Consider the following 15,849-nt stretch of genomic DNA (forward strand, 5'->3'; position numbering starts at 1 on the left):
CTAAAAGAAAAAAGCACTAGGTTGGAATAGTTTTTCGACGTCACCAATGAACTTCTTATTTACTAAGAATAAGATGACATGGTCACCCTGCTCAATCACGGTTTTATCGTGGCCCATTAATACTTCATCATTACGGACGATTGCACCAATGGTGGTTCCCGGTGGTAATTTAATGTCGCCAATCTTTTTCCCCACCACTTTTGATGTACTTGAGTCTCCATGGGCAATCGCTTCAATGGCTTCTGCTGCGCCACGGCGCAACGAATACACATTACAGATATCACCTTGACGAATATGAGTTAACAGCGCTGAAATTGTCGCTTGCTGGGGCGATATCGCAATATCAATATTCGCTTCTTGGACAATATCGACATAGGCTTCACGTTGGATTAGCACCATGACTTTTTTAGCGCCCATACGTTTAGCGAGTAAAGCCGACATAATATTGGCTTCGTCGTCATTGGTGACCGCAATAAATACATCAGTTTGATCGATATTTTCTTCTAGTAATAATTCTTGGTCAGAAGCATCACCACAAAACACTGTGGTTTTTTCGAGTTTTTCTGACAGCAACTCAGCACGCTCTTGACGGTGCTCAATTAATTTAACTGAATGAGTACGTTGTAGCTTTTGGGCCAGACCAAAACCAATATTACCGCCACCGGCAATCATGATATTGCGGTACGAATTATCCAGCTTTTGCATTTCACTCATCACGGCACGAATATGGCGACTATCGGCGACGAAAAAGACTTCATCATCGGCTTCAATAATCGTGGTGCCACGCGGCATGATGGGACGGCCTTGCCTAAAAATAGCGGCAACCCGGGTATCAATATTGGGCATATGTTCGCGAAGTGTCGCAAGTGCATTACCCACCAGTGGACCACCATAATAGGCTTTAACAGCCACCAGGCTGAGTTTTCCTTTTGCGAATTCAAGTACTTGAAGGGCGCCTGGATACTCAACTAATCTTTGTATGTAAGTAGTTACTAACTGCTCGGGGGCGATGAGTTGATCTATAATAAAACCGCCACGAGGCTTAGCATCGCTACTCTTAATTTCGCTGTTAATAAACAGTTTATCTTGTAGTTCCAAATACGCTTCTGAGCGAATACGAGCAATCTTTGTGGGGGTACCAAATAGGCTATAAGCGATTTGGCAGGCTGCCATGTTGCATTCGTCACTGTTAGTCACCGCAATGAGCATGTCTGCGTCTTCTGCGCCTGCCTCTTTTAAAATATTAGGATGGGCGCCATGACCGACAACAACACGTAAATCAAATTTATCTTGCAACAGTCTGAGTCGAGCTCGATCACTGTCGACGAGTGTGATGTCGTTATTTTCACCGACCAAGTTCTCAGCGAGTGTGCCGCCAACTTGCCCAGCCCCTAAAATAATAATTTTCATGGCTTGAGGTACATCCTTAAATTGCTTTAACTAGGCGCGCGTAATAAAAGCCGTCCATATTGTCTTGTCCTGGCAAAATTTGCCAACCGATGTCATCGAGCTGAGTTTGTTGCTCTATCGGTATTAGACTCGCATCCGCTGTTCGTTCTAGGAATTGTTCAACTTGTTGGCTATTTTCCTGCGGTAAAATAGAGCAGGTTGCATACAACAATGTGCCACCAGGTTTAAGCCATTGCCAGCAATGATCTAATATCTGTTTTTGTAAATTCGCTAATTCTTCAATGTCGCTATTTTTTCGTAACCACTTTATGTCTGGGTGACGACGAATAACCCCAGTAGCAGAGCAAGGTGCATCAAGTAATATTCGATCAAATTGCTGTCCTTGCCACCACGATGGGATATCCGCGGCATCGCCGTGAATAAGTTGCGCTTTTAAATGCAACCTGTCCAGATTTTGTTGTACTCGAGCAAGGCGTTTTTGATCAAAGTCGACTGCAACTAAATTGATATTGGGAGCGAGCTCTAGCAAGTGGCAACTTTTGCCACCTGGTGCGGCGCAGGCATCTAAAACAAGTTCATCTGCTTTCGGTGCCAGTAAGGTTGCTGCCCATTGTGCGGCACCATCTTGTACCGATGCGGCACCTTCCATAAAATCAGGTAGTGCAGCCACATCTTTTGCAGCGTCAAGCAATATAGAATCTTGGCTTGGGCCTGCTTGAGCTGGAATATCGTATTGAGCTAATGCCGCTAAATAAGTGTCACGTGTTTGTAACTGCTGATTATTGCGCAGCCACATTGGTGGACGCTGGTGGCTCTGCTCAATAATATGTTGCCATTTGTCAGGATAAGCTTGTTGTAAGCGTTTAATAAACCAAGCAGGAGTGTTAAAGCGTAAGGTGTCTGAGTCAGTATTTAGTTCGGCGTCTTGACGCTGAATGGTCCGCAATACACCATTGACTACTTTTACTAAACCATCAAAACGAAGCTGTCTGCAGGCTTCTGCCGTTTCAGAAATCGCCGCATGTGCCGGTATACGAGTAAAGTAAAGCTGGTAACAACCGACAATCAACAATTGATGCAATATACGTTGTTTACCTTTAAAGGGCTTTGCCAAACAGTCACTTACACATTTATCTAACTGGGGTAATTGGCGCATTACGCCATAACATAATTCTGCCAGTAAGGCTTTGTCTTTGCCATTGTCGAGGTGTTGTTGCTGATCGGGTAGTGCGACCGATAATGAGATACCTTTTTCAAGTACTTCATAAATCGTTTTGGCTGCTAATGCGCGCACATTCATGCTAGTTGGCCTCTTGGTTTATACATATACCAGCAGTAAACCAATCACCACGAGCATTGAGAATATCGGCCACATCAAGCGGCTTTTTATTAGGCAGCTGCATGGTTTTAATGATTAACTTACCATCTGCCGTGGCAACCTCAATCCCTTGTTTAGTTGCCGCAATAATCGTTCCTGGAGATTCGGTGCATTGGTCATTAGAGTAATCTGCCTGCCACACTTTTATGCTACTTTGTTGATGATCAAAGTAGCTTACTGGCCAAGGATTAAATGCACGAATTTCTTGCCATAATTGCTTAGCACTTTTGTGCCAATCAAGACGCGCTTCTTCTTTTGACAACTTTTCAGCATAGTTAGCCAATGTTTCATCTTGTTTTTCTGCTTTTAGGCTACCTTCACTTAATCCAAACAGTGCCTGTACTAAGGCTTTTGGCCCTTGCTCGGCGAGTTTTTCATAAAGGCTGGCTGAAGTGTCGGTATCTTCGATTGGTAAATGCGTTTTGAGCAGCATATCACCAGTGTCTAGGCCAATATCCATCTGCATAATGGTGACACCGGTTTGTTTATCACCAGCCCACAATGCCCGTTGGATTGGTGCCGCTCCGCGCCAGCGCGGTAAAATTGAACCGTGAACATTGATACAGCCTAAGCGCGGGGTATCAAGTACTATCTTTGGTAAAATCAATCCGTAAGCAACCACCACCATGATATCTGCGTTAAGGCTGGCTAATTCTGCTTGCGCCTCTTCATTTCGCAATGAGCTGGGTTGGAATACGGCGATTCCATTTTTTAACGCCAAATCTTTTACTGGGCTTGCTGTGAGTTTCTTACCTCGCCCAGCAGGTCTGTCGGGTTGGGTATAAGCTGCAATCACCTCATGTTCTGAGTCTATGAGTGCCTGTAAATGGCCAGCCGCGAAATCCGGAGTACCGGCAAAGATAATTTTTAACGGTTTCAAATTTATTCCTATGCTTCTCTAGCATCTAAACGAGCTTCTTTTTCAAGCTTAGTTTTAATGCGTTGGCGTTTCAATGGCGATAAATAATCGACAAATAACTTACCTTTTAAGTGATCCATTTCATGTTGAATACAAATAGCAAACAACTCATCAGCTTCAACGGTAAACTCTTTACCGTGACGATCTAGTGCTTTTAAGGTGACAAACTCGGCGCGATCAACTTTAGCGTAAATCCCCGGTACCGATAAGCAACCTTCTTCATTGGCCAAGTCTCCGCTGCTCGCGACAATTTGTGGATTAATAAAAATAGTCGGTCGTTCAACATCATCTTGTAGATCCATCACAATCAGTTGCTGATGAAAATCCACTTGAGTTGCTGCCAGACCAATTCCTTTTTCTTGGTACATTGTTTCTAGCATGTTATCTATTTGTGTCTGTAGCTCTGGACCGAAATCCGTTACAGGCTGAGCAATAGTGCGTAAACGTTCATCTGGAAAGCGTAAAACATTAAGTAATGGCATATATAAACTCTTAACAAGTCTGTCAAATTTCAGCCAGTTAGCTATACTGGCTATTGCGATAAGGGTAATTTTAATCCTTACCGCCTTTCAATAACAGTAAAAAGCTCTAATAAAGAGCTAAACAACATGGACCGCACCATGAAACGCTTACTTTTACTTGCTTTTTTATCATTAAATATTTTTGTGGCCCACGCTGATACATTAACTTTAAAGGCGGGGCATCCTGACACGTATGTCGTTAAAAAAGGCGATACATTGTGGGATATCTCCGGATATTTTTTAAATGATCCTTGGCGCTGGCCTAAATTGTGGGGAGTTAATCCGCAAATTGCCAACCCACATCTTATTTATCCAGGCGATAGACTGACATTAGTCTTTATCGATGGTCAGCCTCGTTTAGTGGTTAAGCAACATGTTAAAAAAAGTCCTGAAGGCCGTGTAGAGTCTAAGGATGGCCCGATCCCGGCGGTTGATCTGGCATTAATTAAACCTTATTTGGTACAAAATAGAGTGGTAGATCCGACTTGGTTATCAGGATTACCAATTGTAATGAGCGGTGAAAGCCCATCAATTCATCATGTGGTGGATGATATTGTTTATGTTAACGCGCAGCTGGAGCAAGGCCTAAAGGTTGCAATGTACCAAACGGGTCGTGAGTTTTTTGCTGCTGATAGCGGTGAGTTATTAGGCCAAGAAATTATTTTGGCTTCTAGCGGGCGGGTCATTGAGTCTGGCGCAGTTTCAAAAGTTAAATTACTCAGCAGTTTACGCGAGACTAAAGGTGGCTATCATGTTGCGCCAGTGGAAGATGAAGCGTTAATGTCGGCTTATTTCATTCCGAAGGCGGCGGACTTAAATGTTGCTACTTCTATTATCGGTACTATAGGTAACATCCGTGAAGCCGGTAAGTTAGATGTCGTTTACCTTGATCGTGGCGCCGATGATGGCGTTGAGACTGGACATGTTTTTTCAATGTATCGTGATGGCGAAAACATTATTATTGATAATGATGGCAATCCTGTTCGCCCCATTGACCGCTCTTCTTACGATAAATTATTGGCGAATTTCTCAGACGATATTGAGTATAAAATGCCGGATGTTTTTCATGGTAATTTGATGATTTTTAAAGTTTTTGATAAGACTAGCTTAGGCTTGATTATGTTTAATGATCGTCCTGTTCGCGTTGGCGATAAACTGATGAAACCCGACCCACTGACCATAAAAGGTGAATAATTTCAGATAAGTTGGTTGACTGGTTAGTTGTTTGTGCAGTATCTGGGCTAGGACCGGCTCGGGTTCAACAATTATTAACTCAAATGGACGTTGAAGAAATTCGCCAACGTCTTGAATTTGAACCACAGGCTTTGCCGCTACCAGCAAGCTTGTTGGCTAAATGCCATATTGACTTTAACAAGGTAGAACAAGCTTTAACCTGGCTTGATTCACAGCCTAATCACTATATTGTGACCCTCTCTGATCCGCTTTACCCTCCATTGCTTGCACAAATTAGCGATCCTCCACTGGTATTATTTGTTAAAGGGTCAATAGAATCGCTGGTATTACCTAGTATCGCTATTGTCGGTAGTCGAAATGCCTCCCGGGGTGGATTAGATATGGCCGCAGATCTGGCTCGTCATTTAGCTAGCCAAGGGTTTGCCATTACCAGTGGTATGGCGACGGGTATTGATGGTGCTGCTCATAAAGCGACTTTAGCGGTTAATGGAACGACCATGGCTGTACTGGGTTGTGGGGTAGAGTGCATATACCCAAAGCGTCATCTAAATTTGTATCAAGACATTACCAATACTGGTTGTGTGATCAGTGAATATTGGCCTGATATAGGGCCCTTTGCTGGGAATTTTCCTCGGCGTAATCGTATTGTTAGTGGTTTAAGCTTGGGCACTGTTGTGGTGGAGGCTAGTCGTAAAAGTGGTTCGTTAATTAGTGCTCGGCTGGCAATGGAACAAAATCGTGAAGTGTTTGCTGTGCCAGGATCAGTATTAGGCGGTTATAGCCAAGGTTGTCATGATTTAATTAAAAATGGGGCAAAACTTGTCGAGTCTGCTGCCGATATAATAGAAGAATTAAGCTGTTTATCCGATTATCACCTTGAACAATTGCATCTACGGCACCATATACAGGATAATGCTATTTGTGATTTGCCATTTCATCCGCTGTTAGCTAGTGTAGGTTATGAAACAACTGCAGTCGATGCCGTGGTTGAGGATAGTGGAAAACCAATAGATCTGGTGTTAATACAAATGCTTGAACTTGAGTTACAAGGGTGGGTTGCAGCAGTGCCCGGTGGTTACGTCAGACTAAAGAGGAGTTAGCCATGTTCGATATCCTCATGTATTTATTTGAAAATTATGTTCATAGTGAAATTGAGCTATTAGTTGATGAAGATGAACTCACGAAAGAGTTAACCCGTGCAGGGTTTCATCAAGTTGATATTATAAAAGCACTTTCTTGGTTAGAGCACCTTGCCGATCTTCAAGAGAGTGATAAACCGTACTTGTGTAATCACGCCCAACATTCATTCCGTATTTATACTAAAGCGGAAATGGACAAGTTAGATGTTGAGTGTCGTGGTTTTTTACTGTTTTTAGAGCAGATCCAAGTACTCAGTGTTGAAACTCGTGAAATGGTTATTGACCGTGTCATGGAGTTAGACGAAACCGCTTTAGTGTTAGAAGATCTCAAATGGGTAGTATTAATGGTACTATTTAATGTGCCTGGAAATGAGTCCGCCTACGAGCAAATGGAAGATTTAATCTTTGAGCAGCCAGAAGGGCGCTTACACTCATAACACAAAGGAGGCTTAGCCTCCTTTTTTAGATCTTCACAATATCATTCATTGAGAGCACGATGTCGAAAATTGATCAGCAGTTGTTTACTGCCCACGAGCATGCACTGGAGAAAGAGTTTGAACTTTGTCCTGTTTGTGGATCTGAACTGTCGGTTAAGCACAGTAAGCATGGCAGTTTTGTCGGCTGTAATAATTATCCCAGTTGCGATTATACTCGCCCATTAGTGCAACATGAGTCGTTAGAGACTCAAGTTATTAGTGGGTCGCAGTGTCCGCAGTGTGGTCATGAGCTTGCGGTTAAATCTGGTCGGTTTGGTATTTTTATCGGTTGCACTCACTACCCTGAATGTACTCATATTGAAAAGCACGATCATTCTCATCAAGCCGAAAAATTGACTTGTCCTCTGTGTGCTAAAGGTCACCTTGAATCTCGTACGAGTCGTTATGGTAAGACTTTTTTTGCTTGCAGTGCCTATCCAAAATGTAAGTTTATCGTAAACTATCCTCCCTACAATGAAGCTTGTCCTGATTGTGGCTTCGGGATTTTAGTTGAACGTAAAGGTGCTGCGGGTAGTCGAGTTGAATGTCCGCAAAAATCCTGTAAATATAAGCGAGCTTTATAGTTTTTCGCTTACACCATTAAAATGATGCGAGGAAATTCCATGTTGCAATTGCAGCCAGCTGCTGTCGTCTCCGTTATCAATCAAGGTGGAGTTATTGCTTATCCTACTGAAGCGGTATTTGGTTTAGGCTGTGATCCTGATAACGACAGTGCTATCGAAAAGTTATTGGCCGTAAAGCAACGTCCTTGGCAGAAAGGCTTAATCTTGGTCGCCAGTTCATTTGAGCAACTTCTACCTTATCTTGATTTGACTCAGTTAACGGAGCAGCAGTTGCAGTTTGCCCAATCAAAGTGGCCAGGGCCCTTCACTTTTGTGATGCCAATAAAACCGCATGTATCTAAATTACTCTGCGGTGAATTTGATTCGATAGCTGTGCGCATATCAGCACATCCTGTGGTGCGAGAGTTATGTAACACCCTTAATAAGCCCTTAGTATCGACAAGTGCCAATTTAGCCGGTGAGCCACCGGTCGTCGATGCACAAAATATCGTCACAGATTTTAGTGATAAAATTGATGCATTGATTTTAGGTAAGCTGGGCGAACAGCGTCAGCCATCAACCATTATTGATGCCCGCAGTGGTAAAATTATTCGCAGTGGAAGCTAATACTATGTCAAACAACCGTTCTCAAGTACCCGACGTGCAAAAAGTAAAATCCTTTTTGTTAGCATTACAGCAAAATATTTGTCAGCGTTTAGAGCAACTCGATGGTAAAGCCAGCTTCAAAGCCGATTCATGGGAACGTGAAGAAGGTGGTGGCGGCACGAGCCGAGTATTAACTCAAGGCCAAGTATTTGAGCAAGCCGGCGTTAACTTTTCCCATGTGATGGGGGCGGCTATGCCCGCATCGGCCACTGCTCATCGTCCAGAGTTAGCTGGTCGCAGTTTTGAAGCTATGGGGGTGTCATTGGTTATTCACCCTAATAATCCTTATATACCGACGACTCATGCTAACGTGCGTTTTTTTATTGCCAGTAAAGAGGGCGCTGATCCTGTGTGGTGGTTTGGTGGCGGGTTTGATTTAACCCCTTACTATCCATTTAAAGAAGATGTGGTTAGTTGGCATCAAACGGCTAAAGATATTTGCGATCCATTTGGTGAAGATGTTTATCCAAAGTACAAAAAATGGTGTGATGAGTACTTCTTCTTACCGCATCGTAATGAAACCCGTGGTGTCGGTGGATTGTTTTTTGATGATCTTAACGAACCAGGTTTTGAGCGAAGCTTTGAGTTTATGCAAGCGGTAGGCAACGGCTTTATTGACGCTTATGCGCCGATAGTCGAACGCAACAAAGAGTTAGAATATGGCGATGACGAACGTCAGTTCCAGCTTTATCGCCGTGGTCGCTATGTTGAGTTTAACTTGGTCTATGATCGTGGCACCTTATTTGGTCTACAAACAGGCGGTCGGACAGAATCTATTTTAATGTCGATGCCGCCATTGGTGCGTTGGGAATATGCATTTACTCCTGAACAAGGTAGCCCAGAAGCAGAACTGTATGACATCTACCTAAAACCTCAAGATTGGTTAGTCCAAACTTAATACTTGCCATGTCGCACTAATGAGTCATCGGTTACGCATATTGTCTGCTAAAGTCGAAATAGCCTGAATAATCACTTGTTGATGTTCAGGCTTTTTTATTGCGTTGGTGATCGCTGCACGCATACAAATTAACCACTGATCACGCATCGACTCATCAATCGCGAAGGGCATGTGCCTTGCTCGTAATGCCGGGTGACCATGTTTTTGCTGATAAAGTTGCGGACCACCCAACCAACCACTTAAGAACTCATACAGTTTTTGTTCAGACGCTTGTATTGGCGATCTATGTATCGCTAATAGTGCTTGGGTTTCAGGACGTGTTTGCATTTGTTGATAAAAGTCATGGGCAATCGCACGGATCACCTTGTCGCCACCAATAAGGTCGTAGGCATTTGACTGTGTGGTATCTCTGTCATCAACGGCTTGCTGTTTAGTGAATAATTTACGTAACCAGTTCATATTGTCAGTTATTAGGGGTGTCGAAGTTATTATATCGAAATCATTACCATCGATGGATTATTTTTTTTGTTAACGTTTTGATACCAATTATTTAACGATTAGGCTGTATTTCAGCTGTTAACTTGGTTAGATTGGGTGAAAAATAAAAAGGAGAGCCAAATGGCAAAAGTAATGCCTTCATTGGTTGCTGTAGCGCTATCAACTGTAATTGTAGGTTGTAGCCCAGCACAACAAGACCCTAAAATCACAATCAATACCAATCCGTATCCTAGTACTTATCAAATATTGCCTAATTCAACCACACTGCTTAAAAATGCCATTGTATTAACCGGTACTGGTGAGCGTATTGATAATGCTGATGTATTGATAAAAGACGGAAAAATTAGTGCTGTGGGTCAACAGCTATCCGCTGCAGGTGCCGTGGTAATCGATGCTAAGGGTAAGTGGATTACTCCAGGTATTATTGATGTCCATTCACATTTAGGCGTGTATCCAAGCCCGAATGCTGAGTCACACAATGATGGCAACGAAATGACCAACCCAGTAACCGCTGAGGTATGGGCAGAGCATAGTGTATGGCCACAAGACCCTGGGTTTAATCGTGCCCGAGAAGGTGGTATCACTACGCTACAAATTTTACCGGGTTCGGCTAACCTAATTGGGGGCCGTGGGGTGACACTCAAAAATGTTCCCGCGACAACCATGCAAGCGATGAAGTTTCCAGCCGCGCCTTATGGATTGAAAATGGCCTGTGGTGAAAATCCTAAATCTTTATATGGTAGCCGTAACGAATTACCTATGACTCGTATGGGTAATATGGCGGGGTACCGTACAGCGTTTATTCAAGCAACAGAATACAAACGTGCTTGGGATAAATACGATGCTGACTATGCCGCAGGTAAGAACCCTGTAGCACCAGAGCGCGACTTAATGAAAGACACTCTAAAAGGTGTGCTTGAAGGTGATATTTTAATTCACAACCATTGTTACAAAGCTGAAGAAATGGCAATGATGATCGACCTAGGTAAGGAGTTCGGTTATCACGCCGGTACATTCCATCATGCTGTAGAAGCTTATAAAATTGCCGATTTACTTGCTGAGAATGGTAATTGTGCTGCTATGTGGCCTGATTGGTGGGGCTTTAAACTCGAAGCATACGACATGGTGCTTGAAAATGTTGCTATGGTCGATGCGGTTAAAAACTCTTGTGCTGTCGTGCATTCAGACTCTGGCGTAACCATACAGCGCCTTAATCAAGAAACAGCAAAAATCATGCATAACGCAAATGCTAACGGCTTTAACCTAAAAGCTGAGCACGTGATTGGCTGGATTACTGCTAACGCAGCAAAATCATTGGGTATTAGCGATAAGACTGGTTCACTCGAAAAGGGTAAAAATGCAGATGTGGTTGTATGGAATACCAATCCGTTTAGCGTATACGCTCAAGCTGAACAGGTATTTATTGATGGTGCAAAAGTGTATGACCGCCAAGACCCTGCCTATCAGGCACAAAGTGACTTTATGTTAGGTCAGGAATAAGGAGCAAGACAATGACATTATTTAACAAATCTGCGCTTGCTTTGAGTTTATCAATGAGTCTTGCTTTAGTGACTAGCGCTGTTAAGGCTGAAACTATTGCCATTATTCATGCCACCGTGCATACCGCCACCGAACAAGGTGTATTAAAAGATGCTTCGGTTGTGATTGAAGACGGTAAAATTGTGGCTATTAATCCTCTATTACCGACTGCTGACACCATTATCGATGCCAAGGGTGCAATTTTAACACCTGGTTTTATTGCTAGCATGAATGATTTGGGCTTAGTGGAAATTGGTGCGGTAGCATCTTCACGTGATGCTTACGAAAAAGAAGCCGATGTTGTTTTCGATCCTAGTTTAGCTTACAACCCCAAGGCATCTACAGTGCCATTTGCTCGTAAAGGCGGGATAACTCGTAATGTAGTGTCATCAGGCGGTGGCGAAGGCATTTTTGCAGGACAAATATTTGCCGTAGACTTAAGTGGTGATTGGGACAGTATACTGGCCGCTAACACCGGATTAGTTGTTGCATTAGGTGCTAAAGAAGAAGGCTCTCGTGCAGCAGGAATGCAGCAATTGATCCATAAACTTGAAGATGCTAAAAAAGCGCAAGCCAAAAAGAGTAAAACGAAAAAAACTGCTGAAGATGATAGCGAAGTGCCAAGTCGTGAAGATGAGATTATTCACGCTGTACTCGCGGGTGAAAAACCATTAATTATCGACGTCGACCGTGCCAGCGATATTTTGCATTTAATTAAACTTAAACAAGACTTAGGCATAGATCTTATCCTGGTCAATGCTGCAGATGCTGTATTAGTGGCTGATAAGCTAGCGCAAGCCAACATTCCCGTGGTTATTGATAGCATGCGTAACTTACCAGAAAGTTTCGATGCATTGCATAATTCTCTCGAAAATGCAGGTAAACTGGCAAACGCGGGTGTCAAAGTAGCCATTGCATTACCGGGTGATAGTCATGGTATTTACGCACTACGTTTTAGTGCTGGTAATGCGGTTGCTAATGGGATGAATTATGATGATGCCCTTGCTGCTGTGACGGCAAATGTGGCGGATATTTTTCATTTAGACTCTGGGCGGATTGCGGTCGGCAAGTCTGCAGATTTAGTGTTATGGAGCGGCGATCCGTTCGAGTTTAGCAGTAAGGTGCAAAAGATGTGGATTGCAGGTGAGGAGCAAAGCACAGACAGTCGTCAAGACAAGCTTCGTGACCGCTATTTGCATAAAACGGCAATGCCTGAAGCCTATAGCCGATAACATCTCACGATTTACGTGGGACGTTTCCCTAAATCGTTAATGAAGAGAAAAAGCGAATGACAGATAAGTATGCTGTATTTGGTAACCCAATAGCCCAAAGTAAGTCACCATTTATACATACTGAGTTTGCCAAGCAAACTCAGCAAGACTTAAGCTATGAAGCTATTCTCGCACCGGTCGATCAATTTGACTCTTGGTTAACGGCATTCTTTGCCGATGGTGGAAAAGGTGCCAATGTTACTGCGCCTTTTAAAGAGCAGGCGTTTGCCATGTGCGACGAGCTCAGTGAGATGGCTAAACTCGCGGGCGCAGTCAATACCTTGTTTAATTTGCCCGATGGCAGAATTGGTGGCGATAATACTGACGGCATTGGTTTGGTTAATGACCTCGAAATGCTGTTTGGCTCCTTAAAAGGTAAACGAGTGTTACTGGTGGGTGCTGGTGGCGCGGCAAGAGGCTGCATTTTGCCTATTTTACAGCACAATGTGGCTCAGCTCGTTATTTGTAACCGGACCCACGAAAAAGCAGTGCAGCTTCAAAGTTTATTTAATGAATATGGTAATTTTTTTGCTAAACCCATTGATGACCTCAAATCTCCATTTGATTTAGTGATTAATTCAACTTCAGCTGGTTTATCGGGGCAGTTAATTGCTCTTCCGAGTGTTATTGTTGATGAAACCACTGATTGTTATGACATGACTTATAGCCGCCAAACCACTGTATTTAACCAGTGGGCTCAAGATCTACATGCACACAAAACCGCTGATGGTTTAGGTATGTTAGTCGGCCAAGCTGCAAAGAGTTTTAGCTTATGGCGTGATGTCGTTCCTGAAACCGCTTCAGTTATGCGACAACTACGAGAATCAATGATGCAAAAGGTAGCTGATTAATGAATCAAAGCGTAATTTTTTCCGATCAGCTGTTTATTGAAACGAATCAAGTAAGGTTCATTGCGCAGCTGCAGGGCATGAATATTAACTGTTTTGCTAGCTTCGGTATTATCAGCAAGCTCTGTGATCATCAAGACGTAAGTCAACATAATGCCGCCGGTTTATTTGAGCAATGCCGTTTTGATTTAGAAGACAAAGCGGAAAGTCTTATTGAACAAGAGGCTTTTAACGACAGCGGTGAGATTATAGTGGTGTGGTGATGTGCCTAATGAGTATGATTTATCTTGTTAGTTGCGCAATCTTCCGCAGCCGGCCTTTTTTTGAGACCTTTCTGGATGTACATATTGTTATCCGCCTGCTTAAAGGCGCTTGCCCAATCTTGAACATAGTGCGCAATCCCGAAACTAAAGTGAATTCCCGGCGATAAAGCCGCTAAGTCTTGTTGCAGTTGGCTGATTTGTTTTTCGATGGTTTCTATAGGGCCACGGCATAATGCAACAAATTCATCGCCACCATAACGAGCAAGCAAAAATTCAGAGTGCCATAGCTTTTTTAATGATTGCGCAAAGGCTTTTAATGCATTGTCACCCGCCTGATGTCCATGTTGGTCATTTAGCGGCTTTAAATTATCCATATCTAAAATAATAATGTAGCTGGCTAAGTCTGGCTCATGTTGCCATTGTAAAATCGCGCTATCAAATTTCTTCCGGTTATATAGCTCAGTTAGTCCATCATAATCTGCCATGATTTCGATTTTTTTAGACTTCTGATACAGTGAAATTGCGTTAGCTGCTTCTGATGTAAGAATATTAACCAGATTTATATCATAATCACCAAAGGCTTCCATCTTGCTACTGTCTAAATTCATCATTCCATAAAGTTTACCGTCAATGCGTATAGGGCTCGATAAGGTTGAGCAAATCGGCTTTGTTGAAGCATGTAAGAGTGCGTGTTGATCATCGCTAGTGAGAGTACTTTTAGCATTGATGTTTTTCATATTGTTAATCACAACGGCTTTATCACAGCGCCCATTCGTGCTTCGAAATTGAAAGGTTTCCTCTAAAGTAAAATTTATTTTTCGCAAAGCCTCTAAATCTAAGCCCACAACCGATTCAAATTGTAATCTACTGGTGTTCTTATCAACCAAAATCATACTGCCCATTTCGGCATCATTTATAGCAATAACCGCTTTTTGTAGTAGGGCGTCTAAGAAGGCATTTTCAGAATTGTATTGGCTCGATAAATTAACTAACTCATAAGTAGTGTCGTTAATATGGATAACTTGCTCTAAATGCTGCCAAAGCCGCAAAATATTCTGTTTATGAATGTAATAAGCGATGCCATAACTCAGTGTGTAAACAGCACAAACAAGCAATAGAGATAGATAAAAGAACGAATTATTAGGTATGGCGAATGTGAAGATAATAATAAACAGCGATAAAGGTACTGCAAGCAACAGTAGATGACTGGTAAAATCGACATAGGCGATGTGTTTATTATTAATCTGACCTCTGGTATTCACTTCAAACATCCTGGGTTATAAATAGCTAAAACGACTTAACGATTAAACATCGTGTCGGTTTTATATCAAGTTAAGTCGTCGCCTCTACTAATTTAACCCTAGTGATCAGCATTCGTACGATAATGACAGTATAAATCATACTGTATGTGTTAATAACTCTCTATCTTGTTCATCACAATAGTGGTTAAGCCAATAATATAAATGTGTTGAATAACTCATTTAGACAAAACTTAAAACGATATAGACCAACTTTATACAGATCTATATCGCTTACATGGCGTTTCTCTATTGCTGTAAATCCACTAAGTATTCATTTTTTAAACGAACATAGTTATCTGCAGACATTGGCAAGAAGGCTCGTTCTGCGTCAGTTAAAGGACGAACTTGTTTACAAGGACTGCCAACATACAAATAACCACTCTGCAAAACTTTATTGGGTGGTACTAATGAACCCGCTCCAACAATCACGTCATCTTCTACTATGGCCCCATCAAGTAAGATCGCACCCATTCCAATTAATACACGATGACCAATCTTGCAGCCATGCAACATTGCCTTATGACCAATAGTCACATCGTCACCGATAATCAAGGGATTTCCTTCAGGGTTAGAAGGCGATTTACGCGTGACATGCAATATACTGCCATCTTGAACATTACTGCGTTTACCAATGCGGATTTTATTCACATCACCACGGGCGGCAACTAATGGCCAAATACTTGCGTCATGGTCTAGTTTTATATCGCCCACAAGTACCGCAGACTCATCAACATAGACGTTATCAGCCAAATTGGGGTGAATTCCTTGGTAAGTTCTTACATTAGTAGACATAACAATCCTTATATATTCATGGTTTGTGACAGTATAATGCTTAAAAACTAGCTGGTCAGGCTAAATTATCCGCAAACAAGCCGAAAATAACAAATAACCTCAAAAAAGGCCTTGCACTAAATCTTAAGCTGCCTATAATGCGCATCCACTGACACGGCAGACAGCGAAAGCGG

The 15,849-nt window shown here is 42.5% G+C and carries 17 protein-coding genes; 10 read left to right on the forward strand and 7 right to left on the reverse strand.

Annotation, left to right across the window (positions count from 1 at the left end; all coding sequences use genetic code 11):
• From trkA to def, 4 genes are read right to left on the reverse strand one after another with little or no spacing between them, the layout of a single operon-like run.
• Positions 1-1,410: a Trk system potassium transporter TrkA gene (gene trkA, locus ACED29_RS16045; protein WP_371698066.1), complete on the reverse strand. Its 1,410-nt coding sequence runs from the start codon at positions 1,408-1,410 to the stop codon at positions 1-3.
• A 16-nt stretch (positions 1,411-1,426) separates the two neighbouring features.
• Positions 1,427-2,710 carry a 16S rRNA (cytosine(967)-C(5))-methyltransferase RsmB gene (rsmB, locus tag ACED29_RS16050; RefSeq protein WP_371698067.1) on the reverse strand — a complete coding sequence of 428 codons (1,284 nt, stop codon included), beginning with the start codon at positions 2,708-2,710 and terminating at the stop codon, positions 1,427-1,429.
• 1 nt (position 2,711) lies between these two features.
• Complete coding sequence (fmt, locus tag ACED29_RS16055) at positions 2,712-3,668, reverse strand: methionyl-tRNA formyltransferase (protein WP_371698068.1); 957 nt, start codon at positions 3,666-3,668, stop codon at positions 2,712-2,714.
• 8 nt (positions 3,669-3,676) lie between these two features.
• Positions 3,677-4,189: a peptide deformylase gene (gene def / locus ACED29_RS16060; RefSeq protein ID WP_220487684.1), complete on the reverse strand. Its 513-nt coding sequence runs from the start codon at positions 4,187-4,189 to the stop codon at positions 3,677-3,679.
• Between the two features lie 126 nt (positions 4,190-4,315).
• Between def and ACED29_RS16065 the strand changes: the two genes are divergently transcribed.
• From ACED29_RS16065 to hemF, 6 genes are all read left to right on the forward strand, one after another.
• On the forward strand, positions 4,316-5,422 hold the full coding sequence (locus ACED29_RS16065; protein ID WP_124016547.1) for a LysM peptidoglycan-binding domain-containing protein: 1,107 nt from the start codon (positions 4,316-4,318) through the stop codon (positions 5,420-5,422).
• An 83-nt stretch (positions 5,423-5,505) separates the two neighbouring features.
• Positions 5,506-6,522, forward strand: coding sequence for a DNA-processing protein DprA (gene dprA, locus ACED29_RS16070; RefSeq protein WP_371698075.1), 1,017 nt, complete (start codon positions 5,506-5,508; stop codon positions 6,520-6,522).
• 2 nt (positions 6,523-6,524) lie between these two features.
• The gene (locus ACED29_RS16075; RefSeq protein WP_124016546.1) at positions 6,525-6,998 is read left to right on the forward strand and encodes a DUF494 family protein; all 474 of its coding nucleotides are present in this window, start codon (positions 6,525-6,527) and stop codon (positions 6,996-6,998) included.
• Between the two features lie 59 nt (positions 6,999-7,057).
• Entirely contained in the window at positions 7,058-7,621 is a 564-nt protein-coding gene (locus ACED29_RS16080; protein ID WP_182698815.1) for a type I DNA topoisomerase, read from the forward strand.
• A gap of 39 nt (positions 7,622-7,660) precedes the next feature.
• The gene (locus tag ACED29_RS16085; RefSeq protein ID WP_371698069.1) at positions 7,661-8,227 is read left to right on the forward strand and encodes an L-threonylcarbamoyladenylate synthase; all 567 of its coding nucleotides are present in this window, start codon (positions 7,661-7,663) and stop codon (positions 8,225-8,227) included.
• Between the two features lie 4 nt (positions 8,228-8,231).
• Positions 8,232-9,164, forward strand: a complete 933-nt coding sequence (gene hemF, locus ACED29_RS16090; protein WP_182698814.1) for an oxygen-dependent coproporphyrinogen oxidase — start codon at positions 8,232-8,234, stop codon at positions 9,162-9,164.
• A 24-nt stretch (positions 9,165-9,188) separates the two neighbouring features.
• On the opposite strand, the gene ACED29_RS16095 is transcribed toward hemF, so the two are convergent.
• A complete protein-coding gene (locus ACED29_RS16095; protein ID WP_371698070.1) occupies positions 9,189-9,623 on the reverse strand; it encodes a group II truncated hemoglobin in 435 nt (144 codons plus the stop codon).
• 159 nt (positions 9,624-9,782) lie between these two features.
• Between ACED29_RS16095 and ACED29_RS16100 the strand changes: the two genes are divergently transcribed.
• From ACED29_RS16100 to ACED29_RS16115, 4 genes are read left to right on the forward strand one after another with little or no spacing between them, the layout of a single operon-like run.
• Positions 9,783-11,162, forward strand: a complete 1,380-nt coding sequence (locus ACED29_RS16100) for an amidohydrolase (protein ID WP_371698071.1) — start codon at positions 9,783-9,785, stop codon at positions 11,160-11,162.
• 11 nt (positions 11,163-11,173) lie between these two features.
• Positions 11,174-12,433 (forward strand): amidohydrolase family protein, encoded by a 1,260-nt coding sequence (locus tag ACED29_RS16105; RefSeq protein ID WP_371698072.1) that lies wholly within the window; start codon positions 11,174-11,176, stop codon positions 12,431-12,433.
• A gap of 56 nt (positions 12,434-12,489) precedes the next feature.
• Positions 12,490-13,323, forward strand: a complete 834-nt coding sequence (gene aroE / locus ACED29_RS16110; RefSeq protein WP_124016539.1) for a shikimate dehydrogenase — start codon at positions 12,490-12,492, stop codon at positions 13,321-13,323.
• Positions 13,323-13,583, forward strand: a complete 261-nt coding sequence (locus tag ACED29_RS16115; protein ID WP_124016538.1) for a DUF1488 domain-containing protein — start codon at positions 13,323-13,325, stop codon at positions 13,581-13,583. Before aroE ends, ACED29_RS16115 begins: the two co-directional genes overlap by 1 nt.
• 5 nt (positions 13,584-13,588) lie before the next feature.
• Here the strand turns inward: ACED29_RS16115 and ACED29_RS16120 are convergent, their stop codons facing one another.
• Both ACED29_RS16120 and ACED29_RS16125 read right to left on the reverse strand, forming a co-directional pair.
• Positions 13,589-14,845, reverse strand: a complete 1,257-nt coding sequence (locus ACED29_RS16120; protein WP_371698073.1) for a diguanylate cyclase domain-containing protein — start codon at positions 14,843-14,845, stop codon at positions 13,589-13,591.
• A 285-nt stretch (positions 14,846-15,130) separates the two neighbouring features.
• Positions 15,131-15,676, reverse strand: a complete 546-nt coding sequence (locus tag ACED29_RS16125) for a gamma carbonic anhydrase family protein (protein ID WP_371698074.1) — start codon at positions 15,674-15,676, stop codon at positions 15,131-15,133.
• Positions 15,677-15,849 lie beyond the last annotated feature (173 nt).

Source organism: Shewanella sp. 5S214, from assembly GCF_041439795.1.
In the GTDB taxonomy this organism is placed as follows: Bacteria; Pseudomonadota; Gammaproteobacteria; order Enterobacterales; family Shewanellaceae; genus Shewanella; species Shewanella vesiculosa.